Source organism: Gelidimonas denitrificans (assembly GCF_055694065.1).
In genome coordinates, this window is sequence record NZ_CM146350.1 from 2,043,777 (window position 1) to 2,062,914 (window position 19,138).

At 50.1% G+C, this 19,138-nt stretch carries 17 protein-coding genes; 11 read left to right on the forward strand and 6 right to left on the reverse strand.

The features are described from left to right. Positions 1-4 precede the first annotated feature (4 nt). From FKCLFG_RS09535 to FKCLFG_RS09570, 8 genes are all read left to right on the forward strand, one after another. Entirely contained in the window at positions 5-4,009 is a 4,005-nt protein-coding gene (locus FKCLFG_RS09535; protein ID WP_472612857.1) for an Eco57I restriction-modification methylase domain-containing protein, read from the forward strand. Continuing rightward, a complete protein-coding gene (locus FKCLFG_RS09540) occupies positions 4,009-5,325 on the forward strand; it encodes an AAA family ATPase (RefSeq protein ID WP_472612858.1) in 1,317 nt (438 codons plus the stop codon). Before FKCLFG_RS09535 ends, FKCLFG_RS09540 begins: the two co-directional genes overlap by 1 nt. Further along, on the forward strand, positions 5,326-5,862 hold the full coding sequence (locus FKCLFG_RS09545) for a hypothetical protein (RefSeq protein ID WP_472612859.1): 537 nt from the start codon (positions 5,326-5,328) through the stop codon (positions 5,860-5,862). After that, positions 5,859-6,551 (forward strand): RNA ligase family protein, encoded by a 693-nt coding sequence (locus tag FKCLFG_RS09550; RefSeq protein ID WP_472612860.1) that lies wholly within the window; start codon positions 5,859-5,861, stop codon positions 6,549-6,551. The genes FKCLFG_RS09545 and FKCLFG_RS09550 overlap by 4 nt, the downstream gene beginning before the upstream one ends. After that, a complete protein-coding gene (locus FKCLFG_RS09555; RefSeq protein ID WP_472612861.1) occupies positions 6,548-7,309 on the forward strand; it encodes an HNH endonuclease in 762 nt (253 codons plus the stop codon). Before FKCLFG_RS09550 ends, FKCLFG_RS09555 begins: the two co-directional genes overlap by 4 nt. Before the next feature lie 126 nt (positions 7,310-7,435). After that, on the forward strand, positions 7,436-8,458 hold the full coding sequence (locus FKCLFG_RS09560) for a hypothetical protein (RefSeq protein WP_472612862.1): 1,023 nt from the start codon (positions 7,436-7,438) through the stop codon (positions 8,456-8,458). A 6-nt stretch (positions 8,459-8,464) separates the two neighbouring features. Beyond that, the gene (locus tag FKCLFG_RS09565; protein ID WP_472612863.1) at positions 8,465-8,908 is read left to right on the forward strand and encodes a hypothetical protein; all 444 of its coding nucleotides are present in this window, start codon (positions 8,465-8,467) and stop codon (positions 8,906-8,908) included. A gap of 1 nt (position 8,909) precedes the next feature. Next, complete coding sequence (locus tag FKCLFG_RS09570) at positions 8,910-11,000, forward strand: AAA family ATPase (protein ID WP_472612864.1); 2,091 nt, start codon at positions 8,910-8,912, stop codon at positions 10,998-11,000. Between the two features lie 376 nt (positions 11,001-11,376). Here FKCLFG_RS09570 and FKCLFG_RS09575 read toward each other — a convergent pair whose 3' ends face one another. The 6 genes from FKCLFG_RS09575 to FKCLFG_RS09600 all read right to left on the reverse strand — a co-directional run bounded on the left by FKCLFG_RS09575 (position 11,377) and on the right by FKCLFG_RS09600 (position 15,790). Further along, positions 11,377-11,571 (reverse strand): hypothetical protein, encoded by a 195-nt coding sequence (locus FKCLFG_RS09575; RefSeq protein WP_472612865.1) that lies wholly within the window; start codon positions 11,569-11,571, stop codon positions 11,377-11,379. Positions 11,572-11,573: 2 nt separating this feature from the next. Then, positions 11,574-12,488 carry a recombination directionality factor gene (locus tag FKCLFG_RS09580; RefSeq protein WP_472612866.1) on the reverse strand — a complete coding sequence of 305 codons (915 nt, stop codon included), beginning with the start codon at positions 12,486-12,488 and terminating at the stop codon, positions 11,574-11,576. A gap of 132 nt (positions 12,489-12,620) precedes the next feature. Next, positions 12,621-13,622 carry a YqaJ viral recombinase family nuclease gene (locus tag FKCLFG_RS09585; RefSeq protein ID WP_472612867.1) on the reverse strand — a complete coding sequence of 334 codons (1,002 nt, stop codon included), beginning with the start codon at positions 13,620-13,622 and terminating at the stop codon, positions 12,621-12,623. Positions 13,623-13,757: 135 nt separating this feature from the next. After that, entirely contained in the window at positions 13,758-14,717 is a 960-nt protein-coding gene (locus FKCLFG_RS09590; RefSeq protein ID WP_472612868.1) for a DUF932 domain-containing protein, read from the reverse strand. A gap of 261 nt (positions 14,718-14,978) precedes the next feature. After that, positions 14,979-15,350 carry a hypothetical protein gene (locus FKCLFG_RS09595; RefSeq protein WP_472612869.1) on the reverse strand — a complete coding sequence of 124 codons (372 nt, stop codon included), beginning with the start codon at positions 15,348-15,350 and terminating at the stop codon, positions 14,979-14,981. A gap of 83 nt (positions 15,351-15,433) precedes the next feature. Then, positions 15,434-15,790, reverse strand: a complete 357-nt coding sequence (locus tag FKCLFG_RS09600; protein ID WP_472612870.1) for a hypothetical protein — start codon at positions 15,788-15,790, stop codon at positions 15,434-15,436. Between the two features lie 276 nt (positions 15,791-16,066). Here FKCLFG_RS09600 and FKCLFG_RS09605 point away from each other — a divergent pair, with 276 nt between their 5' ends. The 3 genes from FKCLFG_RS09605 (at position 16,067) to FKCLFG_RS09615 (ending at position 19,116) form a co-directional block, all read left to right on the forward strand. Beyond that, positions 16,067-16,357 carry an H-NS histone family protein gene (locus FKCLFG_RS09605; protein WP_472612871.1) on the forward strand — a complete coding sequence of 97 codons (291 nt, stop codon included), beginning with the start codon at positions 16,067-16,069 and terminating at the stop codon, positions 16,355-16,357. Between the two features lie 1,040 nt (positions 16,358-17,397). Next, positions 17,398-17,541: a hypothetical protein gene (locus FKCLFG_RS09610; protein ID WP_472612872.1), complete on the forward strand. Its 144-nt coding sequence runs from the start codon at positions 17,398-17,400 to the stop codon at positions 17,539-17,541. 60 nt (positions 17,542-17,601) lie between these two features. Continuing rightward, positions 17,602-19,116, forward strand: coding sequence for a hypothetical protein (locus FKCLFG_RS09615; RefSeq protein WP_472612873.1), 1,515 nt, complete (start codon positions 17,602-17,604; stop codon positions 19,114-19,116). Positions 19,117-19,138 lie beyond the last annotated feature (22 nt).

The window sequence follows — 19,138 nt, forward strand, 5'->3', positions numbered from 1 at the left end:
AACCATGCGATTAATCAAGAAGCGACACCACAGCGTCCTTAATCTGCCGACCTTGCGTTTGGAAGGAGGGCTGTTCTTGCCCGACCAGCTGGAAAAAGCTGCACTCGGCCAAGCCACTTATCAAACCGAGACCGATTATCAAACACCGAAAGGTCTCAAGCTTAAAGATGACTTCAGCCGTGCCTTCCAGATCGCCACCGCGCAGTGGAAGCACTTTGCCTCCAGCCTTGACCGTAAAGACCAAGATGCTGCTAGTGTGACCACCGAGTTTGTGAAAGAACTGCTGCGCGATGCCTTGGCCTACGTTCAATTCAGCACTGTTCCCGGTATCACGCTGGACGAGCGCCACTACCCGATCAACGCACTGTTGAGTGACAACATCCCGCTGGTCATCGCCCCACATAATTTAGATTTGGACGAAACCGATTCGCGCTTTGCTGTTGCGGGCAACGGTTCTCGTAAGAAAAGCGCCTTTCAATTGGCGCAAGAATTCTTAAATGCCAGCGCTGATCATCTTTGGGCCATTGTCACCAACGGCCGCCAATTACGTTTGCTGCGCGATGCTGCCACACTTACTCGCCCCAGTTACTTAGAGTTTGACCTGCAAGACATGTTAGGTGCGCAGCGTTTTACTGAATTTGAAATGGCCTGGCGCTTGTTGCATGCCAGTCGATCCGGAGGAAGTGAGACCACCCTTGTGTGGGAAGCCTGGCGCACCGAAGGCCAACAAGAGGGCACTCGAGTGCGCGATGGTCTGCGCCAAGGCGTGACCGATGCCTTGCTCTCTTTGGGCTCCGGCTTTATTCAACACCCTGCCAATGAAGCCTTGCGGCATGATTTGCTGGACGGCCGCCTTAGCAAAGACGCTTACTTTCAGCAACTGCTGCGTCTGGTCTATCGCCTTATATTTTTGTTCACTGTTGAAGAACGCGGTGTATTACATACCGAAGACGACAGCAAAGAAGCCATTGCAGCCCGTCGCGCCTACGCCGAAGGTTATGCACTTGCGCGTTTGCGCGATCGCTGCTTGCGTCGCCGCTCACGTAATCAATTTGACGATCTTTGGAGTGGCCTGAAGATCGTGTTCCGTGGCTTGGCTAACGGACAGCCCCTGTTAGCCTTGCCCGCCTTGGGGGGCTTGTTTGCCAACGAGCAATGCCACAGCCTCGATACCGCTAGCATCAGCAACGCGGTGTTGATGGATGTGATGAAACATCTGCGCTGGTCTAACTTCAGTGGCAATCTCTCACCGGTGGACTACCGCAACATGGGACCGGAAGAACTTGGTAGCGTATATGAAGGCCTGCTTGAGTTTGATCCACGACCAGATCCATATCAAAGAACATTTGATCTCGTAAACGCAGCTGGAAATGAGCGAAAGACAACCGGTAGTTACTACACGCCTGATTCATTGGTGCAGGAACTGATTAAATCTGCGCTTGATCCGGTGATTGAGCAGCGCCTTGCTGCCCGGCCAGATAACCCCACAGAAGCCCTGTTGGCGATTCGGGTGATTGACCCCGCCTGCGGAAGTGGCCACTTTTTGCTTGCGGCCGCTCGTCGTTTGGGCGAGCGATTGGCGGCACTGCGCACTACCGATGGCGCGGTCAAGCCGCAAGATTATCGCCATGCCCTGCGCGAGGTGATCTCACGCTGTATTTTCGGCGTGGACCGCAACCTCATGGCACTAGAATTAGCGCGTACAGCACTATGGTTAGAAGGTTTTGAAGAAGGCAAACCGCTAAGTTTTCTCGACCATCACCTGCAAGTGGGTGATGCCTTGCTTGGCCTCACCGATTTGCAAGCCTTGAGTAAAGGCATTGCCAAAGATGCCTTCAAACCCCTCTCGGGTGACGATAAAGAAACCTGTAGAACGCTCGCCAAAACCAACGCCGCCGGCCTCAAACAGTTGGAGCGCGACCTGCAGCGTCGCCAATTACTGTTCCGCTTTGACGAGTCCACCGCGCTTAATGCTTATGCCGCTTTAGAAGCCTTGCCAGCAGAAACTACCGAACAGATTGCCGCAAAAGCGGCTGCTTATCAAGTGTGTTTGCATGAGGCCGAGGATAGTCGCATGGTGCGCGCAGCAAACCTGTTGCTGGGTGCTTACCTGCTGCCGAAAACCGCCGATAACGCCGCTCATATCCCTACCAGCGCCGCTTTGTATTTTGAGCTGATGGAAGATCAGCACAATAGCGCGCACCAACAACAGCTTGCTGCTGCCCAAGCTGCCTGTGACTACGCCAGGGTGCTGCATTGGCCGCTGCGCTTTCCGCAAGTGTTTGTCTCCGGCGGTTTTGATTGCGTGCTGGGCAACCCGCCGTGGGAACGTATCAAATTGCAGGAAGAAGAATTTTTCGCGAGTCGAAATCGCGATATCGCACTGGCCAAGAACAAGGCCGAGCGTAGCCAGCGCATTCAGTGGCTGAGCGAGGGTATGTTGGCCCGTCATATTTTTCCGGAAATGGAACACCCCGCACACGAATGCGAAGCCGAGCAACGTTTGTATGCCGAGTTCATCTCGGCGCGACGAGTGGCGGAGGCGGCAAGTGTTTTTGCGCATGTCAATGGCGAGGATGGCGGGCGCTATCCATTAACCGGCGTGGGTGATGTCAATACATATGCGTTGTTTGCTGAAACCATAAGTCAAATTACAGCCATATCGGGTCGTGCCGGGTTCATTGTCCCTACTGGAATAGCTACGGACTCTTCGACTCAAGCTTATTTCGCGACCATGACGCAAAGCAACCGGCTAGTTAGCTTATTTGATTTTGAAAACACCGAGAGAATTTTCCCAGCAGTAGCCACTCTAGTTCGATTCTCTTTAGTTACGCTTGGATATTCCGAGCAAACGAACTTTGCATTTTTGCTGAAATCCACTGTGGATTTGCTGGACGAAAGAAGAAGATTTTTCTTAACTCCGGAAGATTTTTTGCGCATTAATCCTAATACGCTGACTTGTCCGGTATTCCGTTCAAACAGAGATGCTGAAATCACGCGCAGAATTTATCAACAGGTGCCGGTGTTAATCCGCGAGGCGCGTAGCGATTTGCCAGAACAGAATTCATGGGGTATATCGTTCATGCGTATGTTCGATATGTCAAATGACAGCCATTTATTCAAAACGTCATTCGAAATTCAAGATGAAAATGAAATTTCAGTTGGTGAGAAAGCAATTTCAGAGGGGCTTAATGGATTTTTGCCACTTTATGAGGCAAAAATGATGTCGATATATGATCATCGATTTGGAAGTTACCCGGTTGGAGCCGTTGACGATACCCGCGCATTACCACGTCTAACGATTGAGCAGTACTCAGATCCCGAGTTTGAGGTCAATTCAAGATTTTTTGTTGAAAAAAAATTGGTTCAAGAAATTCTTAAAGATTACGACAAGAGCTGGTTTATCTGTTTCCGCTCTATGAGCAACCATTCCAATGTGAGAAGATTTATTGGTGGGGTAGTACCTTATACTGCTGCTGGAAATAGCTTAATTATAGTAAGAATTGATGCTAAATTATCGAGTAGTAAATTGGCTTGCTTTATCGGCAATTTAAGTTCACTGATCTTAGATGTTGTCGCAAGGTGGAAAGTAAGTGGTACCAATTTGAATCTTTTCCTGGTGGAGCAATTTCCTTTTTTGCCTCCTGACGCATATTCAGATTTGGATCAGAAATTTATTTCAGAAAGAGTGCTTGAGTTAGTTTATACAACCTATAGCCTTTCTGGATTTGCGCGAGAGATGGGATACGAAGGCGAGCCTTTTGTATTCAACCCTGAACGTCGCGCAAGCCTGCGTTCTGAACTTGATGCGTGGTATGCCCGTGCCTATGGGATCACTCGCGATCAGTTGCGCTACATACTCGACCCCATTGACGTTATGGGCGAAGGCTACCCCTCAGAAACATTCCGCGTACTCAAAAACAACGAAATGCGTGAATTCGGAGAATACCGCACGCAGCGGTTGGTGCTGGCGGCGTGGGATAAGCTAGAAAGGGGAGAGCTACACTAATGCTGACTCATCTAAAGCTGCAGAATTTCAAGATTTGGAAAACCACGGAGCCAATCCGTTTGGCGCCGCTGACTTTGCTGCTGGGCACCAACTCATCCGGCAAATCCAGTTTGATCCAAAGCCTGCTGCTGATTCGCCAAACGGTGAAAGGTACTGACCATAGCCTTGATCTCAATTTCGGCAACCCCGACGCGGCCGATTCAGTCACCCTCGGCCAATTCAAGGATGTGTTGTGTCGTCATGGTGCGGCTAGTGAAAGCACGCCGGCCAATCAGATCGGTATTGAATTTCGCTGGAGCGACGATGGCACCGCGACTGATTCTGTGTTGTTTTCGGCGCGATATCGAAAAGGCAGTGGTGGTAGTGCCGAGTTGGAATTTCTACGCTTGGGCAAAGAAGGACAAGGCTTCACAGTTAGGCGACGTAAGCCCGGCATTTATAGGCTGTCGTTGGCCACCGAACGTAAATCCCTTGGACAAAGTGCGGAGTATCGCCCAGAGCGCTCGTTTGCATTTTCTGCTGCAACGCTCAACCGCTTGGGTGATAAGGCTGAAACCATCAAATCGGTTGGCCCGGCACTGCTCGATGAGCTGAGCAAAATTATCTATCTTGGGCCGGTACGCCGGCTTGCACAGCGCGATTACATATGGGCCGGCCGTATGCCCGCCCATATTGGTGATGATGGTGCTAAAGCGGTAGATGCCTTGATTGCCAGCGGCGTTGCCAAACAAGCAGCCGTTAAGCGCAAAAGAGCGTTACCGCCCGAGGCTGCGTTGTTTGATCAAGCAGCATACTGGTTACAACAAATGAACCTAGCTGATGGCTTGGAGGTAAGAGCGATTGGCAACTCAGCACGCTACGAATTACTGATCAAGAACGACGGCGAGGCGTCAAATCTGAAAGATGTCGGTGTCGGGGTTTCGCAAGTACTTCCTGTCATCGTCGCTGCACTTTTCGCTAAGCCGGGTCATATCGTGATGGTGGAAGAGCCAGAGAGCCATTTGCATCCGCTGGCGCAAAGCCAGTTGGCCGAACTATTCGCCAGGGTCAGCGCCGAGCGTAACGTGCAATTTATTGTGGAAACGCATTCGGAGCATTTGTTCCGCCGCATGCAGACCTTGATCGCTAAGCAGCAGATTATTTCCGCACAGGCCGCGATGTACTTTGTGGAACGGGATGGAAAATCGGCCAAACTGAGGACACTCGAGGTTGATGAATTTGGCACGGTCAAAAATTGGCCAGTCAATTTCTTTGGTGACACTGTGGGCGAGGCGCGTGCTCAGGCGATGGCTCGCGCAGGCGTTAGGGAGAAATGAATGGTTAATGCGCGCGTGGTGGATACCAATGTGCTTATCGTTGCCAGCGCCGCCGATGATGGCTCGCCTTTTCGTCCCGATGCCACTCCCGTACAGGAGGCCGCTTTGAGACTGCAGGTACTTGATTGGATCACAGCATTTGAACAAGACTCGCAACGCCATGCGGTGCTGGACTGGCACTGGCATATTTGCGGCGAATATCAGAACAAATTGACCGAGCAGGACTACGGTTGGTTGGCGCTCATGCTCAAGCGAGATCGTAATGAAGTGGTGTGGGTTGGTCTGGAAATGGATGCAGATGGACACGCAATTTTACCATCGACACTTGCGGCTGCCGTGACTGACCTGGCCGACCGCAAGATGGTTGCGGCAGTTTTGGCGGCACAAGCCGAGGGGCATGAATGCCACTTGACAAATGCCTGTGACACTGACTGGCTGGACTGCGCTGATGCGCTGGCCGCTGGTGGTGTAGTCACGGAGCATTTAATTGAGGACTGGCTGCGAAACAAATGGGCAGCAATGCGTGGCCTGACATGACCGACTTCTACCGCTTTCCTCATACGCCGCACCTTGCCTGGCTGGCTGAAGGCGCGCCGCGTGACGACAAGGTGTTGGGCCCCAACGAGGTGCAAGCGCTGTTGTCCGGCGGTGTCTTAGTCGAAGAAAAACTCGATGGTGCAAATCTGGGGTTTTCGCTCGGATCGGATGGAAATCTACGCGCTCAGAATCGCGGGCAATATCTGGCAGAACCCCATGCTGGCCAATTTTCCAGACTACCTGCTTGGTTGGCCCTTCACGGTGAAGATCTCGCTTCTGCGTTGACGCCTGACTTGATATTGTTTGGCGAGTGGTGCGCTGCCCGGCACTCGCTGGACTATTCTGTTTTGCCAGACTGGTTTTTGCTGTTTGATGTGTACGAGCGCTCGGCCGGAAAATTTTGGAGCACCCAGCGGCGCGATGACTTGGCCGCAGACATTGGATTGGCAACGGTGCCGGAATTAATCCGCGCCAAATTAAAGTTTGAGGATCTGAAAGCAATGCTGGCCATGCAGCCCAGTCGCTACCGCGCGGGTCCAGTGGAAGGCATCATCATTCGCCATGAATCGGCTGAGTGGTGTGACGCGCGTGCCAAGCTTGTGCGTGCCGATTTTACACAAACGATAGGCGAACACTGGCGCAAACGCGGCATTGAGTGGAACCGGTTGACGACCAAGGTGAAGCCATGAACCCACTACAAAGGGTGCTGATCGAAAAGGCGGGCCGTGAATACGGTTTCGAGAATGTGCTGCTAGGAGATGCGGATACCGTGGTCTTGGGATCGGCGAGGTACGCGGTTAAGGTTTCAGTACATCTACATGACGATGGTTTTCAACTATGGTTGCCAAAAGGATTGTTGGCCCGTGAGCTCGAACGTGATTACGCGTCAGCTGTGAACGGTGGCGTGGCTTTCATTGTTGCAAATATCGAAGAGCTTTCCGCATTGATGCTGCGAACTGCTGCGTTGGCACAATCCTTGCCAAACCAGGCCGCACAGGACTATGAAGTTCGGGTTCAAGAAGCGTTAATTATCGTGTCGAAAAACGGCACGGAGGTGGAACGTATGGTGCGGCAACGCATCGGCCAAGATGCATTCCGTCGTGCCATGATGGACTATTGGGGCGGTACGTGCGCAGTTACAGGAATCAACGTGCCGCAAGTGCTACGCGCCAGTCACGCAAAACCTTGGGCTGAATGCATTAGTGATGCCGAGCGCCTTGATGTATTTAATGGATTTTTATTGAGTGCGAATCTGGACGCATTATTTGATAAGTTTCTGATCTCGTTCGATACTGATGGCAATATATTGATATCCAACCTACTGAATCACTTTCAGATCGAGTTTCTGGGCATCACGGACAATTTACGAGTGCGCTGGCTAGCAAAGCAGCATGGCCCATATCTACAATATCATCGCGATTGCTTTTTTGGAAACCAGTCCAGCTAGCCTAATCAGGTAAGGCAATAACACCACTGGTGTCACCACTTATCTTTGTCAAGCTGCGCGGCTTAATTCGCGGATACACTAACAAGCATGAGAAAGTGGCTTCCCAATAACGGTTAGGATATTATCTTGCTACTAATAAACTTTGCTTATCTCGTTGATTTCAACGTAAAAGATAAGCATAGAAAAGTATGGGATAAGGCAAGAATGCTGCAAACTAAACTGGGGCCATTTAACGGGAAGACGTGGGAAGACCTATGTCAGCTCGTATTCAAAAAAAAATACGATCATCTCGGATATCAACAAATGGTTGCTTCGCCCGGGGATTTTGGGCTCGAAGGCTTCACCCTACAGTCTGGACGGTCTGGACGCTCCGGACTAGGATTTCAATGCTATTGCCCTGAAAAGCACTACGGCCCGTCCGAACTTTACGAAAAGCAGCGGGACAAAATCACTACAGACCTCGGCAAACTGAAGACATATGCCTCTCAAATTGCTGACCGTATTGGCTTGATTAAGATAAGCGATTGGCATTTCGTTACTCCAGAGATTGATAGAAACGCCTTGCTGGCTCACGCGCGAATCAAAGAGGTAGAGGTTCGCAGCTGGAACGTCCCAATTTTAGAGCGGGATTTCACCATACATTTGCGAGATGCTGAGTTTTATCTCACTGAAATTAACGAAATTCGGTCGTTGAATGGCGAGGCGCTCAACTTCGACACGTCACCATCCACACTGCCCCCCCTTGATGGCCCCCCGGAAGAATATGAAACTAATCTTCGGCGAAAAACTGAGATCCGTTTGGCTATGAAGGCCGACCATCCACAAGCGGCAAATCACTTTGCGAAGCTATACGGTCAGACAGAGGCGGCATTTCTTGAACACGGCGCTCTACTTCGAAAAATTGAACAAACAGCTCCGACCGTTTACTTTAAACTTGTGAGACTCGTATGTGAATACGAGATTACCGTGCAGGAACTTGGTACGACGTGGGTTGGTACTGCAGAAGACCTCGTTACAAAGGTCCGTGAAGGATTATCTGACAGGATTGCCCGTCAGCTAGGACCGTATATTGACGAAACCGACGCTGGCAGAATCGCCCGTCATATTGTTGCTCGGTGGCTCGCAGTGTGCGAGCTCGACTTCAGCTAATTCGCCATGCCAACAACACTTAAATTCACTCGGCGTTCGGCGCCAGTACTTCCCGATCATAGACCGCTCTACAAAATTACCCAGATATTGCTCGTCTTGAGCGAGTCGAGAGGAGGGAAATCAAGTTTGTTGCGCCTTCACCTGTTTAATTGGGCCCTAAAGTCGCGGCAGCGCATGCAGCTGCTACGCAATGCAGTCAAGGAAGGCGCACTCGCTCTACTTACCTGGGGCTTCGATCCTGCTCTTGCCATCGCACTTCGGTTTGCGATCGCTGAGGGCCTAGTTAGTCAAAGTACTAACGGATATCAGATTGAAGAAAAAGGACGTCGATTCCTACAGGATGTATTGAAGGATAAAGATATATTCACAGACGAAAGAATCGCTCTGGCTGAGGTGGGTAAAGGTACAACCGAAAAAATGGTCGAAAACGTAGCGAAAGACTGGGAGTAAGATGCAAATCAACGCGGTAAAACTAAGAATCGTCACCGAACGTGGTGACTTTGGCTTTAATGTGCCATTCGGACGAGGCTTGACCATCATACGAGGTAACAATTCCTCGGGTAAGAGTACGCTCTTCCTTAGTCTGCTTTATGGACTTGGGATGGAAGAGATTGCTGGTGGTCGCAACGAATCGATTCTTCCATACGCGGTCAAGGAATATTTTCACTTTGCTGGTGAGCGGGTTAATGTTATTGCGTCCGAGGTCTATGTCGAAATCGAGAATGAGTCCGGTGAAGCTGTTACATTCAGACGGGCAATTCGAGATAATCAAAAAAGTTCAAAGCTGATTGAAATCCAAGAGGGGAGACATCTCACTGGAATTCCCGAATCATTTCGCGTACGCCCTACTTATTTGCACGATCCAGGTGGAGCACAAAAGACGGAGGGCTTCCATAAATTCCTTGAACAGTTTCTCGGTTTCCAACTGCCATCAGTTCCAACAACGTCAGGAGGAGAAACGAAGCTTTACCTACAAGCAATCTTCGCTGCGCTTGCAGTCGAACAGAAGCGAGGTTGGACTGACTATATAGCAAATATTCCTTTCTTTGGCATCAGGGACGCTCGGACGAGGGTCGTGGAATTTTTGCTTGCGCTGGAAGTATTTGAAACGAACGCAGCGCGCAATCGTCTGAATGCAGAATCGATAGCCATCGCATTAGCATGGGATTCCACATATCAGAACCTACAACATTTACTAGATCAAATCGGGGCAACGGCGTACGGGATACCCCAAAAAGTGTCGGCCTTGTTTGACCCGACGGAAGTGCAGCTACAGAAGAGAGTTGGGGATGAGGCGGCTTCCCTCCCAGCTTACATTAACACTCTGCGCACGGAGTACGAACAATTAAACCAGAAAGCAATGTCCTACCGGGAAGCGCCGTCCGACTCCGCGCAGGAAGAACTTGGCAGTACTATGAAAGAGCTTTTTCGCCTGACGAACCTGTTCGAAACGGCATCTGGTACGTTGAGCCTACAAACAGCGTCGTTAAGGGACTACGAGCAGCTGCGCAACGAAGCTGCGGACGACCTCGCACGTAACAAGACAGCACTAAAATTACGTAATTTTGGAGCGTCATCACACGAAATTGAACTGGCCAGTGATCGGTGCCCTACCTGTCATCAGCATCTCGACGATTCACTTCTAAGCGAGGTTATGCACGGCCCACAGATGGACCTGCAAACCAATATCGGGTACCTTGAAAAGCAGGCCCGGATGCTTGACCGACAAATCGCTGGTGGAAAGAGAGCTGCGGGTGAAACCGAAGCTCTAATAAAAGAATTAGCGAAGCGAATGGACGGTTCTCGAACCAAGCTCAATGCGCTACGGTCCGACGTCTCCACTAATGCTACCGAGTCGCGAGCCATTGTTCGTCAGCAGATTCAAATTGAGATTGAAATTGACAAACTTCAGAACGCCGAATCTGAGGCCGCAAAGTTGGTACAGCAGTTCGATACCGTGGCCGCACGCCTTAAAGGCAACCAATCAAGTCGGGCAAAACTACCGAAAGCCTATTATTCTGACGAAGATAAGCGGAGGATAAGGGTCTTTGAAAAACTTTTTCGCGCTAATGCAAGTGCATTCGGTTACGAGAGCGCCTCAATCTCCGAAATACAGATAAACGACGACACTATAGTTCCATTCCTTGCAAATATTGAACTTCGAGAAATTGGTACTGCACCTGCCAAAATTAAGGCCCAGCAGCAATCACGAACCGACATTAAAACCGATTCAAGCGCAAGCGACTTCGTTCGCCTTATTTGGAGTTACCTGCTAGCTCTCTACCAAGCATCATCCTTAGAAGGTGGCGGTAAACGGCACCCAGCGGTACTCTTGCTTGATGAGCCAGGTCAGCATTCAATGGCCCAATCCAGTCAGCGCGCGCTTCTACAACAAATCGCTTCCAGCGCAAAACTGCAGGGTATTGTCGCGGCATCTTTTGATGAATCCGATGCAGTATTTCGTGAGGTAACTCAAGGAATTAAGTTCACACTGATTGAACTCAACGAAAAGTCAATTCGTCCTTTACCGCAGCATACGTAATACCAAAAATATACTTATTTCACGAGAACTCTGACCGGGATCTCGTTTTTATAGCACTATCGCGAGGCCACTTTTAAAGCATAGCAGCAGGCCCCACACCTTAGCCACATTTAGCATTGAGGAGCGTAACGAAATGGTAGACGGTCAATTTTTTCAATAAAAATATTTACATGGCCGAATATTTAGAGTCGTTTTAAAGAATTTTAGATACTACCTATTGCCTAAAATACCCACAGTAAGAATCGCCGAAGCCCTCCCATTTTTTCTCTTCATCTAGAAAATAGCGCGCAATCCGGGGCGGCCTGCGCACTATCTATGATGGGTAGCAAAAATAAATTATGTAAGGAGGCACAGGCAAAAAACAATAATGGTTTAGCTATTTTTCATTAATATTTCTGCTAATTGTTTCGTTAGCTGCGATTAGTGGATCGGATTTCAGACTTAAGTAGTGCTCTGTCAATCGCCCATGAAAATATAGCAGAACAGAGTAGTTTTTGCCGCAAAATAACCAGCAGATGCCTATCGCAATCAGCTCCCTGAAGCAGCGCAGCAAGAGTTTGATGATGATCATTCCTACTCACCTGCAAGGCCAACTGCCTTTTTGTCGAGTTTATCTTTTAAGCTCGGCTTGCCCTTTGCGACATCCGTGAAAGTACTCCCATCTCCACTTCCGCTGCTACCATCAGATGCGGGAAAGAACTCTTCAACAATATCAAAATTTTCCTCCTCGCTATCCTCGAATGCCCCATTGCTGAAACCCTGACTGCCGGCAGCATCGAGCGCCACCTGATCATATCCGCCCGCCTTGCGCCGGACATCGTTTTCCCTAGCTTCAGCTATAGCATCTTCGAGCGTCATTCCCTCCCTTACCGTCAAATCCACATAGTAGATCGCCGAACGATGGCTCATGGTCGTGCTTTTGCCCCGCAGTCGCAATTCCAGCGGCAGACATGCCAGCAGTTTGCCGGACACCGCCTGGTAATAACTGAGCCGTGCTGCCAGACTACGGATGCTGTTAAAACCGGTAGTTCTGAAGATGAAGGTACCCACTTCATCATCGTCCCCGATCTTCACGTTCAATCTGCCATAAGGCTTGCACAGACCGCCTCTGGCAAGCTCGCAACTGTCCGGTGAAGGACACGGCAGCGATTGCACCCCGGACGCCGTATAGCGTCTGCATGTCTCTCCATTACCGACACACAGTGGCCGGCCAGTTTGCCGATCGAACAGGCTGTACTCAGCCCGCAAATTCAGGTCCGGATCGTTGAACAATACTCGAACCGGAATCGAGCGGATCTTGCCATTGCTGGATGCCTTGCGCAGTTCCTCGTCCAGCGGATGATTCACCCAACCATCACGATTCTGCACTTGCGACGTAACCGTAAACTGGTCGTCTTTTTCCGGTAAACGTTTGCCGTTTTTCTCGACGACTTTGCCGATGGATATGCGCCCGAGTATCGGCGGCGTGATTGCAAGTCCCTTGATCATTGCTTTCTCCTTGAAATAGAAAAATAGAAATTAAAAAAAATAAAAAAGCCTGCCCCTAGTTTTCGCCAGGGCAGGCAGTACGAACAATCCGTTTGGACCGGCATGGACTTCTGTGCAGTGCAGGAAAGTCAACTACGTGTTGACAAGGAACCGACGTGAACCGGGCCGAACTAGGGGGTAGGTGGACAACAGCTCAGGCTGTTCCTTCAGTAACGTGGTGACATCCAGACCGAGCCCGTCTTTCGATCTTTTCCACGACACCTCGCCGGTTTCAAACTTGGCCCTGCTGGCGTCACACATGCGTTGCTGGATACGCTGTTTCAGCTCCGCCTCGACTTTTTGACGACCGGCGATATCGTCCCGCACCGATACCAGGTCAGCAAACGCTGACGACATGTCGCGGTCATCGGCAAGGTCCAGCGTAGTGCCCCGGTCCTGTGGATACAGGCATTGCAAAGCTTTGGCTGCAGAGTCAGATCCATCGGCCGGTGGCGGCACGTCGGTTTCAACGTAGCGCCAGAATTGCCGCTCCAGTTCGATCAGACGTGCAATCAATGCATCGTCACGTTCGATGCGATGGATGCGAATTTCCTGACCACACACCAGAACACATACGTCAGCAGCGATCTTGTTGGTGACCGCCAGTTGATGCTGTACCTGGAGAACCACATATTCCGGCACGCCATCCCGCCACAGCCGGGAGCCGAATTCGCCAGCCGTCTTGCACTCAAGGATCTGTACGTCATTTCTCCCGACCACCGTGTAGTCCAGATTGGCCAGCATCCACGCGTGCTCAGGATCGGGGTGCTGCAATACCGCATTGACCCGCCTTACGCGATTCCCGGAATGCTTCGTATAGTGGGCCGCCACGATAGGTTCCAGTAATGAGCCCCAATACATGGGGCAGGTCTCGTCACCCGGATCGATCTTCGGCAAGGTCTCGTCCCGCCCGGTCTTGATCATCCAGAGTTCCAGTTGTGACTGGTACGGATTGAGCCCCACCGCCGCTGCGGCATCGCTACTGCCAATGCCGCCCTTGCGCACAGTGAGCCAGTCGGCCCGGCTTAACTCTTTTGTGGACACCAACCGTAAAGCGGGGCGGTGGGCTTTTACTGCAATCGCTGTATTGCGCATGATGTCGCTCCTTCAAATAAAAAAAACCCGGCCAGCCAAAGCTGTACCGGGTCAGGGGGGTGGGAGTTATCAGTTTTGTGTGCCCATAAACGCCCAAAGACACTTATTGTTTTTTTACCTTTTTATTTATCTCAACTACGTGGCCATCATCAATGCCTGCTCCAGCGCCTTTTGTTTCAGAGCTGCGCCTTGTCCGAACCATGCCGATTCCAGACGGTGATCGACGCTTCTGGCGCGGCGCTCATGGTCGACAAACTCGGTAACCGCATTGAGCAAGCCAAACGCGGTTCCCTTGGAAGATGCCAGTTCCGCACCCATGCCATGTCCTTCAAACAGCGCTATCGCTTTCTTCATGGCGCGCTCGTTGGTGGGTCCCGTCGCTGTTTTTGATTGGTCGGTGAATACCCGTAGGAAGTAGTTGAATGCTTCGTTGGATTTGACCTTCCGTTCGCTGAGGCCCTTCATGCGATACATGAAGCCTTCCCAGGACGATACCGAGATCCCCAGTTGCTTCTTGACTGCTTGCGGATCAAAGCTGGTGTTGTGCGGCACTTTGACGGCACCGTTGCTGCCAGCCAGTGCGACAGCCAGCGTGTTGTTGCACACCACCCGGATTGCCGTGAATTGGGCCGTGGTTGCCAAGGTGCCGTCACAGGCGGTGGCGAGCAGTACATACGCGTTTGTCACGTCATTGCCCTTGAGCGTGGATGATTGTCCGGTTCTTGCCAGTGCCCAGATCTTGCGACCTCCTTTAAGGATTCCGGCAGTTTCCAGTTCGAACCCGGAGATTTCGGTCAGGTCCCGATAGAATTCCAGAATGTCCCGGGGCTGCACTACCTGGTAGCGCTGACTGACCACTGACAACGGTGCATTGGTGTCGGAGCGAAACAGCACTTTGTTTTCCGGGAAAGACATGATCGCGCCGAGACTGCCGGCACTTTCCGTCATGAAGCGTACCGGCGCTTCCCGGATTTGCCAGTCCATGCCGGCTTGTTTAGCCCAGACTTCGAGCGGTTGATAGGCAGTAAGCTGGTTGCCCAGACCATGCCAAGGGGTGGAGCCGACATACGCCATTGTTTCAACAAGATGTGCCATGGGGTACTTCCTTTCGTTTGGTATGCACGTGACAATGCCGCTGCGTGAAAACAGCAGGAGCTAGCGGTGTGCGTGGGGTTGGTAAAAAGTGAGGTGCTGCGAGAGGGATGCTACAGATTACGAAAATGTGGGTAGGACAACAGGATCAAGGTAAATCAGTTTGCGGCCGTGACCTGTGTGGTGACTGCGTATTGACTGAATTCATGCGGGGGGATATTGCTGCGAGTGATGTACCAATGCAGCGACGATTGCGTTGGTCTTTCAACTCCGTTTCTTGCTGAAGGTGTATTCACACTCCAGACAGTGATAGTTGTCCAACACATTGTCATCGACAACTTCGCCAAGCTTCGCGCCTGCTGCACAGCCTACGGCCCCACCGAAAAATCCTCCTAAAATAGCGCCGGCAATGCCACCGATAGCTGCGCCAACGGGACCGGCAATCAAGCCGGCAGCAGCGCCTATTTCTGCACCGCTCATAACCCCTGCTGCGCCGCTGGCAGCTCCGGCCACAGTGCCAATGGTGCCGCCTGTTTTTTTAGCGTGGTTTCTGGTTTCAATGCGCTCCGATTGGCATTGTGGGCATGTAAGTGTCATTGGGTAATACGCATTGGATGAAACGTCAGTTCCTTGCATGGTGAGTCCTTTGGGAATAGTGCTTGAATGAAAAAAGAGGATGTTGCGTTAGAGGGAATAGTGCCGGTAAAAACATAGGCGAACTAATGCATTGCAACTGGGCTTGCTGGGCTACCGAGTAACTTGCGTAGTTTCCACACCCGGGCCAGCGTAATGGCAAACAGGATAAGCAGCGATAGCGTCGCCAGATCCATATTAACCTCGACCTCATCACCAATGGCGATCACGCCATAGGCCACAAACGATATTCCAAAGTAAATGCTGCTGCGTAAATAACTGCGTGCATTCTTGCGCGCTATGGCCTTTGCCAGTACAGGACGCGTTTTAAGCGCTTCATGCAAGTCCTGCACATGCTGTGCTTTGAAGACAGGATAAAACATGACGATCACCAAAGTCGCGATGATGGCATTGAACAGCATGAAAAAGATATTGTGGTCCATGGGATTCCTTGTGTTTGCCTGTTTATAAATTGAACATATTTACCCGTGATTAAACAGCGATTAAACAGTGACACTTGTCTAATCACACTAAAGGAATATATGGTTGAAATTATTTTCAATCGAGGTTTAAGACGGCAAAAAGAGCGAGGGAGTAACCTTGCTCTTTATGTCTGCTCCAAAGATAGTGCTTTATAGTTTTTATTTAATTTATTCCGCTACGTATATAATAAAAACGCGATTTATAATTTAAATATACTTAAACTGGAAACTGAAGAAATGACCACATACAAAGAGTTGCAAGCCAAAATCAAAGAATTGCAGCAACAGGCAGATGAGATGCGTCAAAAAGAAAGCGCAACCGCCATTGCTGAGATTAAAGCCAAGATGCAGGAATATGGGATTACTGCTGCCGATTTAGGTATCACGAGCAAGAAGAAAATTGAAAATGCACGTCCATCAGTAAAAGCAAAATATCGTGATGACACTACAGGGAACACTTGGTCTGGCCGTGGTATGGCACCGAAATGGATATCGGGTAAGGACAGAGAGCAGTTTTTGATTAAGTAAGGCAGTGACGTGGCCGATGGGATGGTGTTTTGCAGTCTGCACCCAGGAAAGCGAGATGCTGGCTCAGCTGACGCATGTAAAAGCGTTCTGTACCACTGTCTGAAGTGAAAGCTTGTCCTGCACAACTTACCCATGAAAAAGCACTGGCATGATGCACTTATTTAATGGGCGACAAATATGAAGCGTTCAGATTCCGTGCTGCTTTTGTTTTGCAGGTGTTAATTGTCGTACTTTGATCTATTCCAGATACAAAGTAGATATGAGTAAAATTGCTTCAGGACTGGTTTTGCACGGCATGCTTCAATAATTACATTCCTGTTATTTACCGGCTTTAATAGCCACCCAGCCGTACAGTGTTAATACATGGTGAATTGTTGTCACCATGCGTGGCTTGGATGCGTTTGTGTAAAACTTTTTTCCATATCGAAATACGACGGCGCATGATTGGGCTGTTGGTGTGATAGTGAATTTGGTAAATTACCAAAATGGCTGTAATTTATATACAACCATATTCAAACGCTTCAATTGAATCAATTATTGCAATACTCTGGAATCGGCATAATTGCCAGGCTATTCTGCCTGGCTTGTCTTCATCGTTCTATTTTAGTTCTACCGGTCTCACAAGCTCTCTAATGAAGCTACGCTTCAATGCCTGGTCAGAGAGAGGTATGAATACCTCTCTTATATTAATAACAGCAAAAGACCCCATTGTTTTGACGGATGGCCAAACTGCTTCCCAGCGCTTGACATAGTATATGCATTAATCTGGTAATTATTTACTGGAATAAAAAATAGGCATTCTAGAAAAACAAAAATCTTTCTCCAGTACAAGTTACAAAATCTCTAATTAATCTTTTTACGACCTTGTTGGGATGCAGTGCAATGACGAAATAGAATAGGCGAAGAATTCCAGCACTCATGATTTTGTGGATGCACCAGAATTGCCGGTCGCGGCAAAACAACGTCGCCAGTTTTCATCTGGATTCGCAAGCACTGATTCCTTACTATGCAGTCTCCTTTCATTCTTATCAGGAGCCCACATGAAACAAGCGACACAGCAGCAGCGCGACCATCGTGCCGATGCACTCAACAAGAACCGTGGAACCAACGGCGCCAATCCTACGAACGCACAAGGTCAAGGCAACCGTGGGAAGCAGTTAAACCCCAACCAGAAGTCTAAGTAATGTCGTGGCACCCCAGACCCATGGGGTGCGTTTTTCATCTTCCCAGTCATTTATCCATCCATGAATCCTGTTAGCTTTCCAACACAAGGCGAAGTGATCCAATTCGTCTTCGACGCCTTAGGTGTTTTGCCCAGAAAAAACGATGATGACGCATCATTCGACGAAACCAGTAAGAAATCCATCCAGAAGGCCCTGCAGCGTCTTGCCTCGGAAGAAGGCGCGTTGAATCAGCGTTTGGGTGAGATGGTGCAAAAACTGAGTTATTTGGTTGCAGGCACCATCAAACCTCGTGTGTGTTTAGTTCTCGGTGATATTCTTTTCGATCTTTTCGAGATCTACCAGAGCACACTTAGGGACGAAGGCACATTCCTCACTAAACCCGATACCGTAAAATGGTTTTTATTGGGTAGCGCCGCGCTCAGACTACCAATTTCCGTTGGCAAACACCTCCAGAGATACAACGTGGCTGCTGATGGACTTGAGACCCCGACCGACATCTACTGGTATCTTCCCACCAACGGGCCGGACGGATGGATCTGGCCACTGGAAAAGATCATGCGTTGGACCTACCAACTGGCAGGAATATCCATTCAGAAATTCCACTGCCCTGATGGCGTTGGCCACTCGACTCAGGAACAGAACTACGATAACGCAAAACACTGGCTGGCTGGTCGCGGCCTTCCTTCCTGGGCCACCTTGCTCAAAAATTTTAATCAATCCTTCGACGCCCTCCCCCTTTCCGAAAATCAAAAAAACAGCATTCGGATGGCGCTGTTTGTAGCAAGGGCTGCGACTTACATATCAAAGTCAGTGCTGGCTCACTACGGCGATGCAGTGTTGCAAGAATTTTGTTCGCGCTACCATATAGTTGCGAACTGTGTGGTCGAAGATGTCCAGAAAATTAGCGACTGTGCCCAGAGAATCATTACCAAACAAAATATTTCATTAAGCGAGCAGGATGCGCTCTGGGATGCCGTTTGCACGGACTACTGGAGGCAATTTGCCGAAAATCAGCATGCGGTCACACAAGCTTTGGACAACAAGCGGATCACCAACGCCGAAGCCTTGGACATCACCAGCCGCTGCGGTCCCCTCGCGGTATTGCCTTTTCAGAAGCCCGAAGCATTCGCCCCGCAGCATTCAATACCCCAGGGGTTCAATGAAGCTATTCTTGATGGGCTCGCGCTACGAAAAAGCGCCGATCTCACCATCGAGAAAACTGAGGTATACGCGGCCCGTCTCGAAGACTGTGGACTTCGCCATGTGTTGCCATGGATGGTCCCATGGCAACTGGCAACCTACCACTACCGCGCCGAACGGTACGAGGAAGCCTATCCGTTCATTCAGGATGCCTTTGAAAAAGCACAATATTGTGCAGGTCGCCACCAGTACATCTTGCTCAACCAATACATTGAGCTGGCAGCAAAAAACGACAAGTGGCGCGACTTTAAACGGGGCATCGAATGGGCGACCTATCTGGGCTTTGAGGTCAGGTGGCTGCGCCAAGATGAGCCAACTGACGAAAAACTCCGATTCGTATATGCAATCATGAAAAAAGCGGTCTATATCGATTAAATTTATTGTCGGCAAAAGCCGT

Coding starts and splice junctions, on each gene's coding strand:
- FKCLFG_RS09535 (WP_472612857.1), top strand. CDS start 5: ATGCGATTAATCAAGAAGCGACACCACAGCGTCCTTAATCTGCCGACC.
- FKCLFG_RS09540 (WP_472612858.1), top strand. CDS start 4,009: ATGCTGACTCATCTAAAGCTGCAGAATTTCAAGATTTGGAAAACCACG.
- FKCLFG_RS09545 (WP_472612859.1), top strand. CDS start 5,326: ATGGTTAATGCGCGCGTGGTGGATACCAATGTGCTTATCGTTGCCAGC.
- FKCLFG_RS09550 (WP_472612860.1), top strand. CDS start 5,859: ATGACCGACTTCTACCGCTTTCCTCATACGCCGCACCTTGCCTGGCTG.
- FKCLFG_RS09555 (WP_472612861.1), top strand. CDS start 6,548: ATGAACCCACTACAAAGGGTGCTGATCGAAAAGGCGGGCCGTGAATAC.
- FKCLFG_RS09565 (WP_472612863.1), top strand. CDS start 8,465: ATGCCAACAACACTTAAATTCACTCGGCGTTCGGCGCCAGTACTTCCC.
- FKCLFG_RS09570 (WP_472612864.1), top strand. CDS start 8,910: ATGCAAATCAACGCGGTAAAACTAAGAATCGTCACCGAACGTGGTGAC.
- FKCLFG_RS09575 (WP_472612865.1), bottom strand. CDS start 11,571: ATGATCATCATCAAACTCTTGCTGCGCTGCTTCAGGGAGCTGATTGCG.
- FKCLFG_RS09580 (WP_472612866.1), bottom strand. CDS start 12,488: ATGATCAAGGGACTTGCAATCACGCCGCCGATACTCGGGCGCATATCC.
- FKCLFG_RS09585 (WP_472612867.1), bottom strand. CDS start 13,622: ATGCGCAATACAGCGATTGCAGTAAAAGCCCACCGCCCCGCTTTACGG.
- FKCLFG_RS09590 (WP_472612868.1), bottom strand. CDS start 14,717: ATGGCACATCTTGTTGAAACAATGGCGTATGTCGGCTCCACCCCTTGG.
- FKCLFG_RS09595 (WP_472612869.1), bottom strand. CDS start 15,350: ATGCAAGGAACTGACGTTTCATCCAATGCGTATTACCCAATGACACTT.
- FKCLFG_RS09600 (WP_472612870.1), bottom strand. CDS start 15,790: ATGGACCACAATATCTTTTTCATGCTGTTCAATGCCATCATCGCGACT.
- FKCLFG_RS09605 (WP_472612871.1), top strand. CDS start 16,067: ATGACCACATACAAAGAGTTGCAAGCCAAAATCAAAGAATTGCAGCAA.
- FKCLFG_RS09610 (WP_472612872.1), top strand. CDS start 17,398: ATGAAACAAGCGACACAGCAGCAGCGCGACCATCGTGCCGATGCACTC.
- FKCLFG_RS09615 (WP_472612873.1), top strand. CDS start 17,602: ATGAATCCTGTTAGCTTTCCAACACAAGGCGAAGTGATCCAATTCGTC.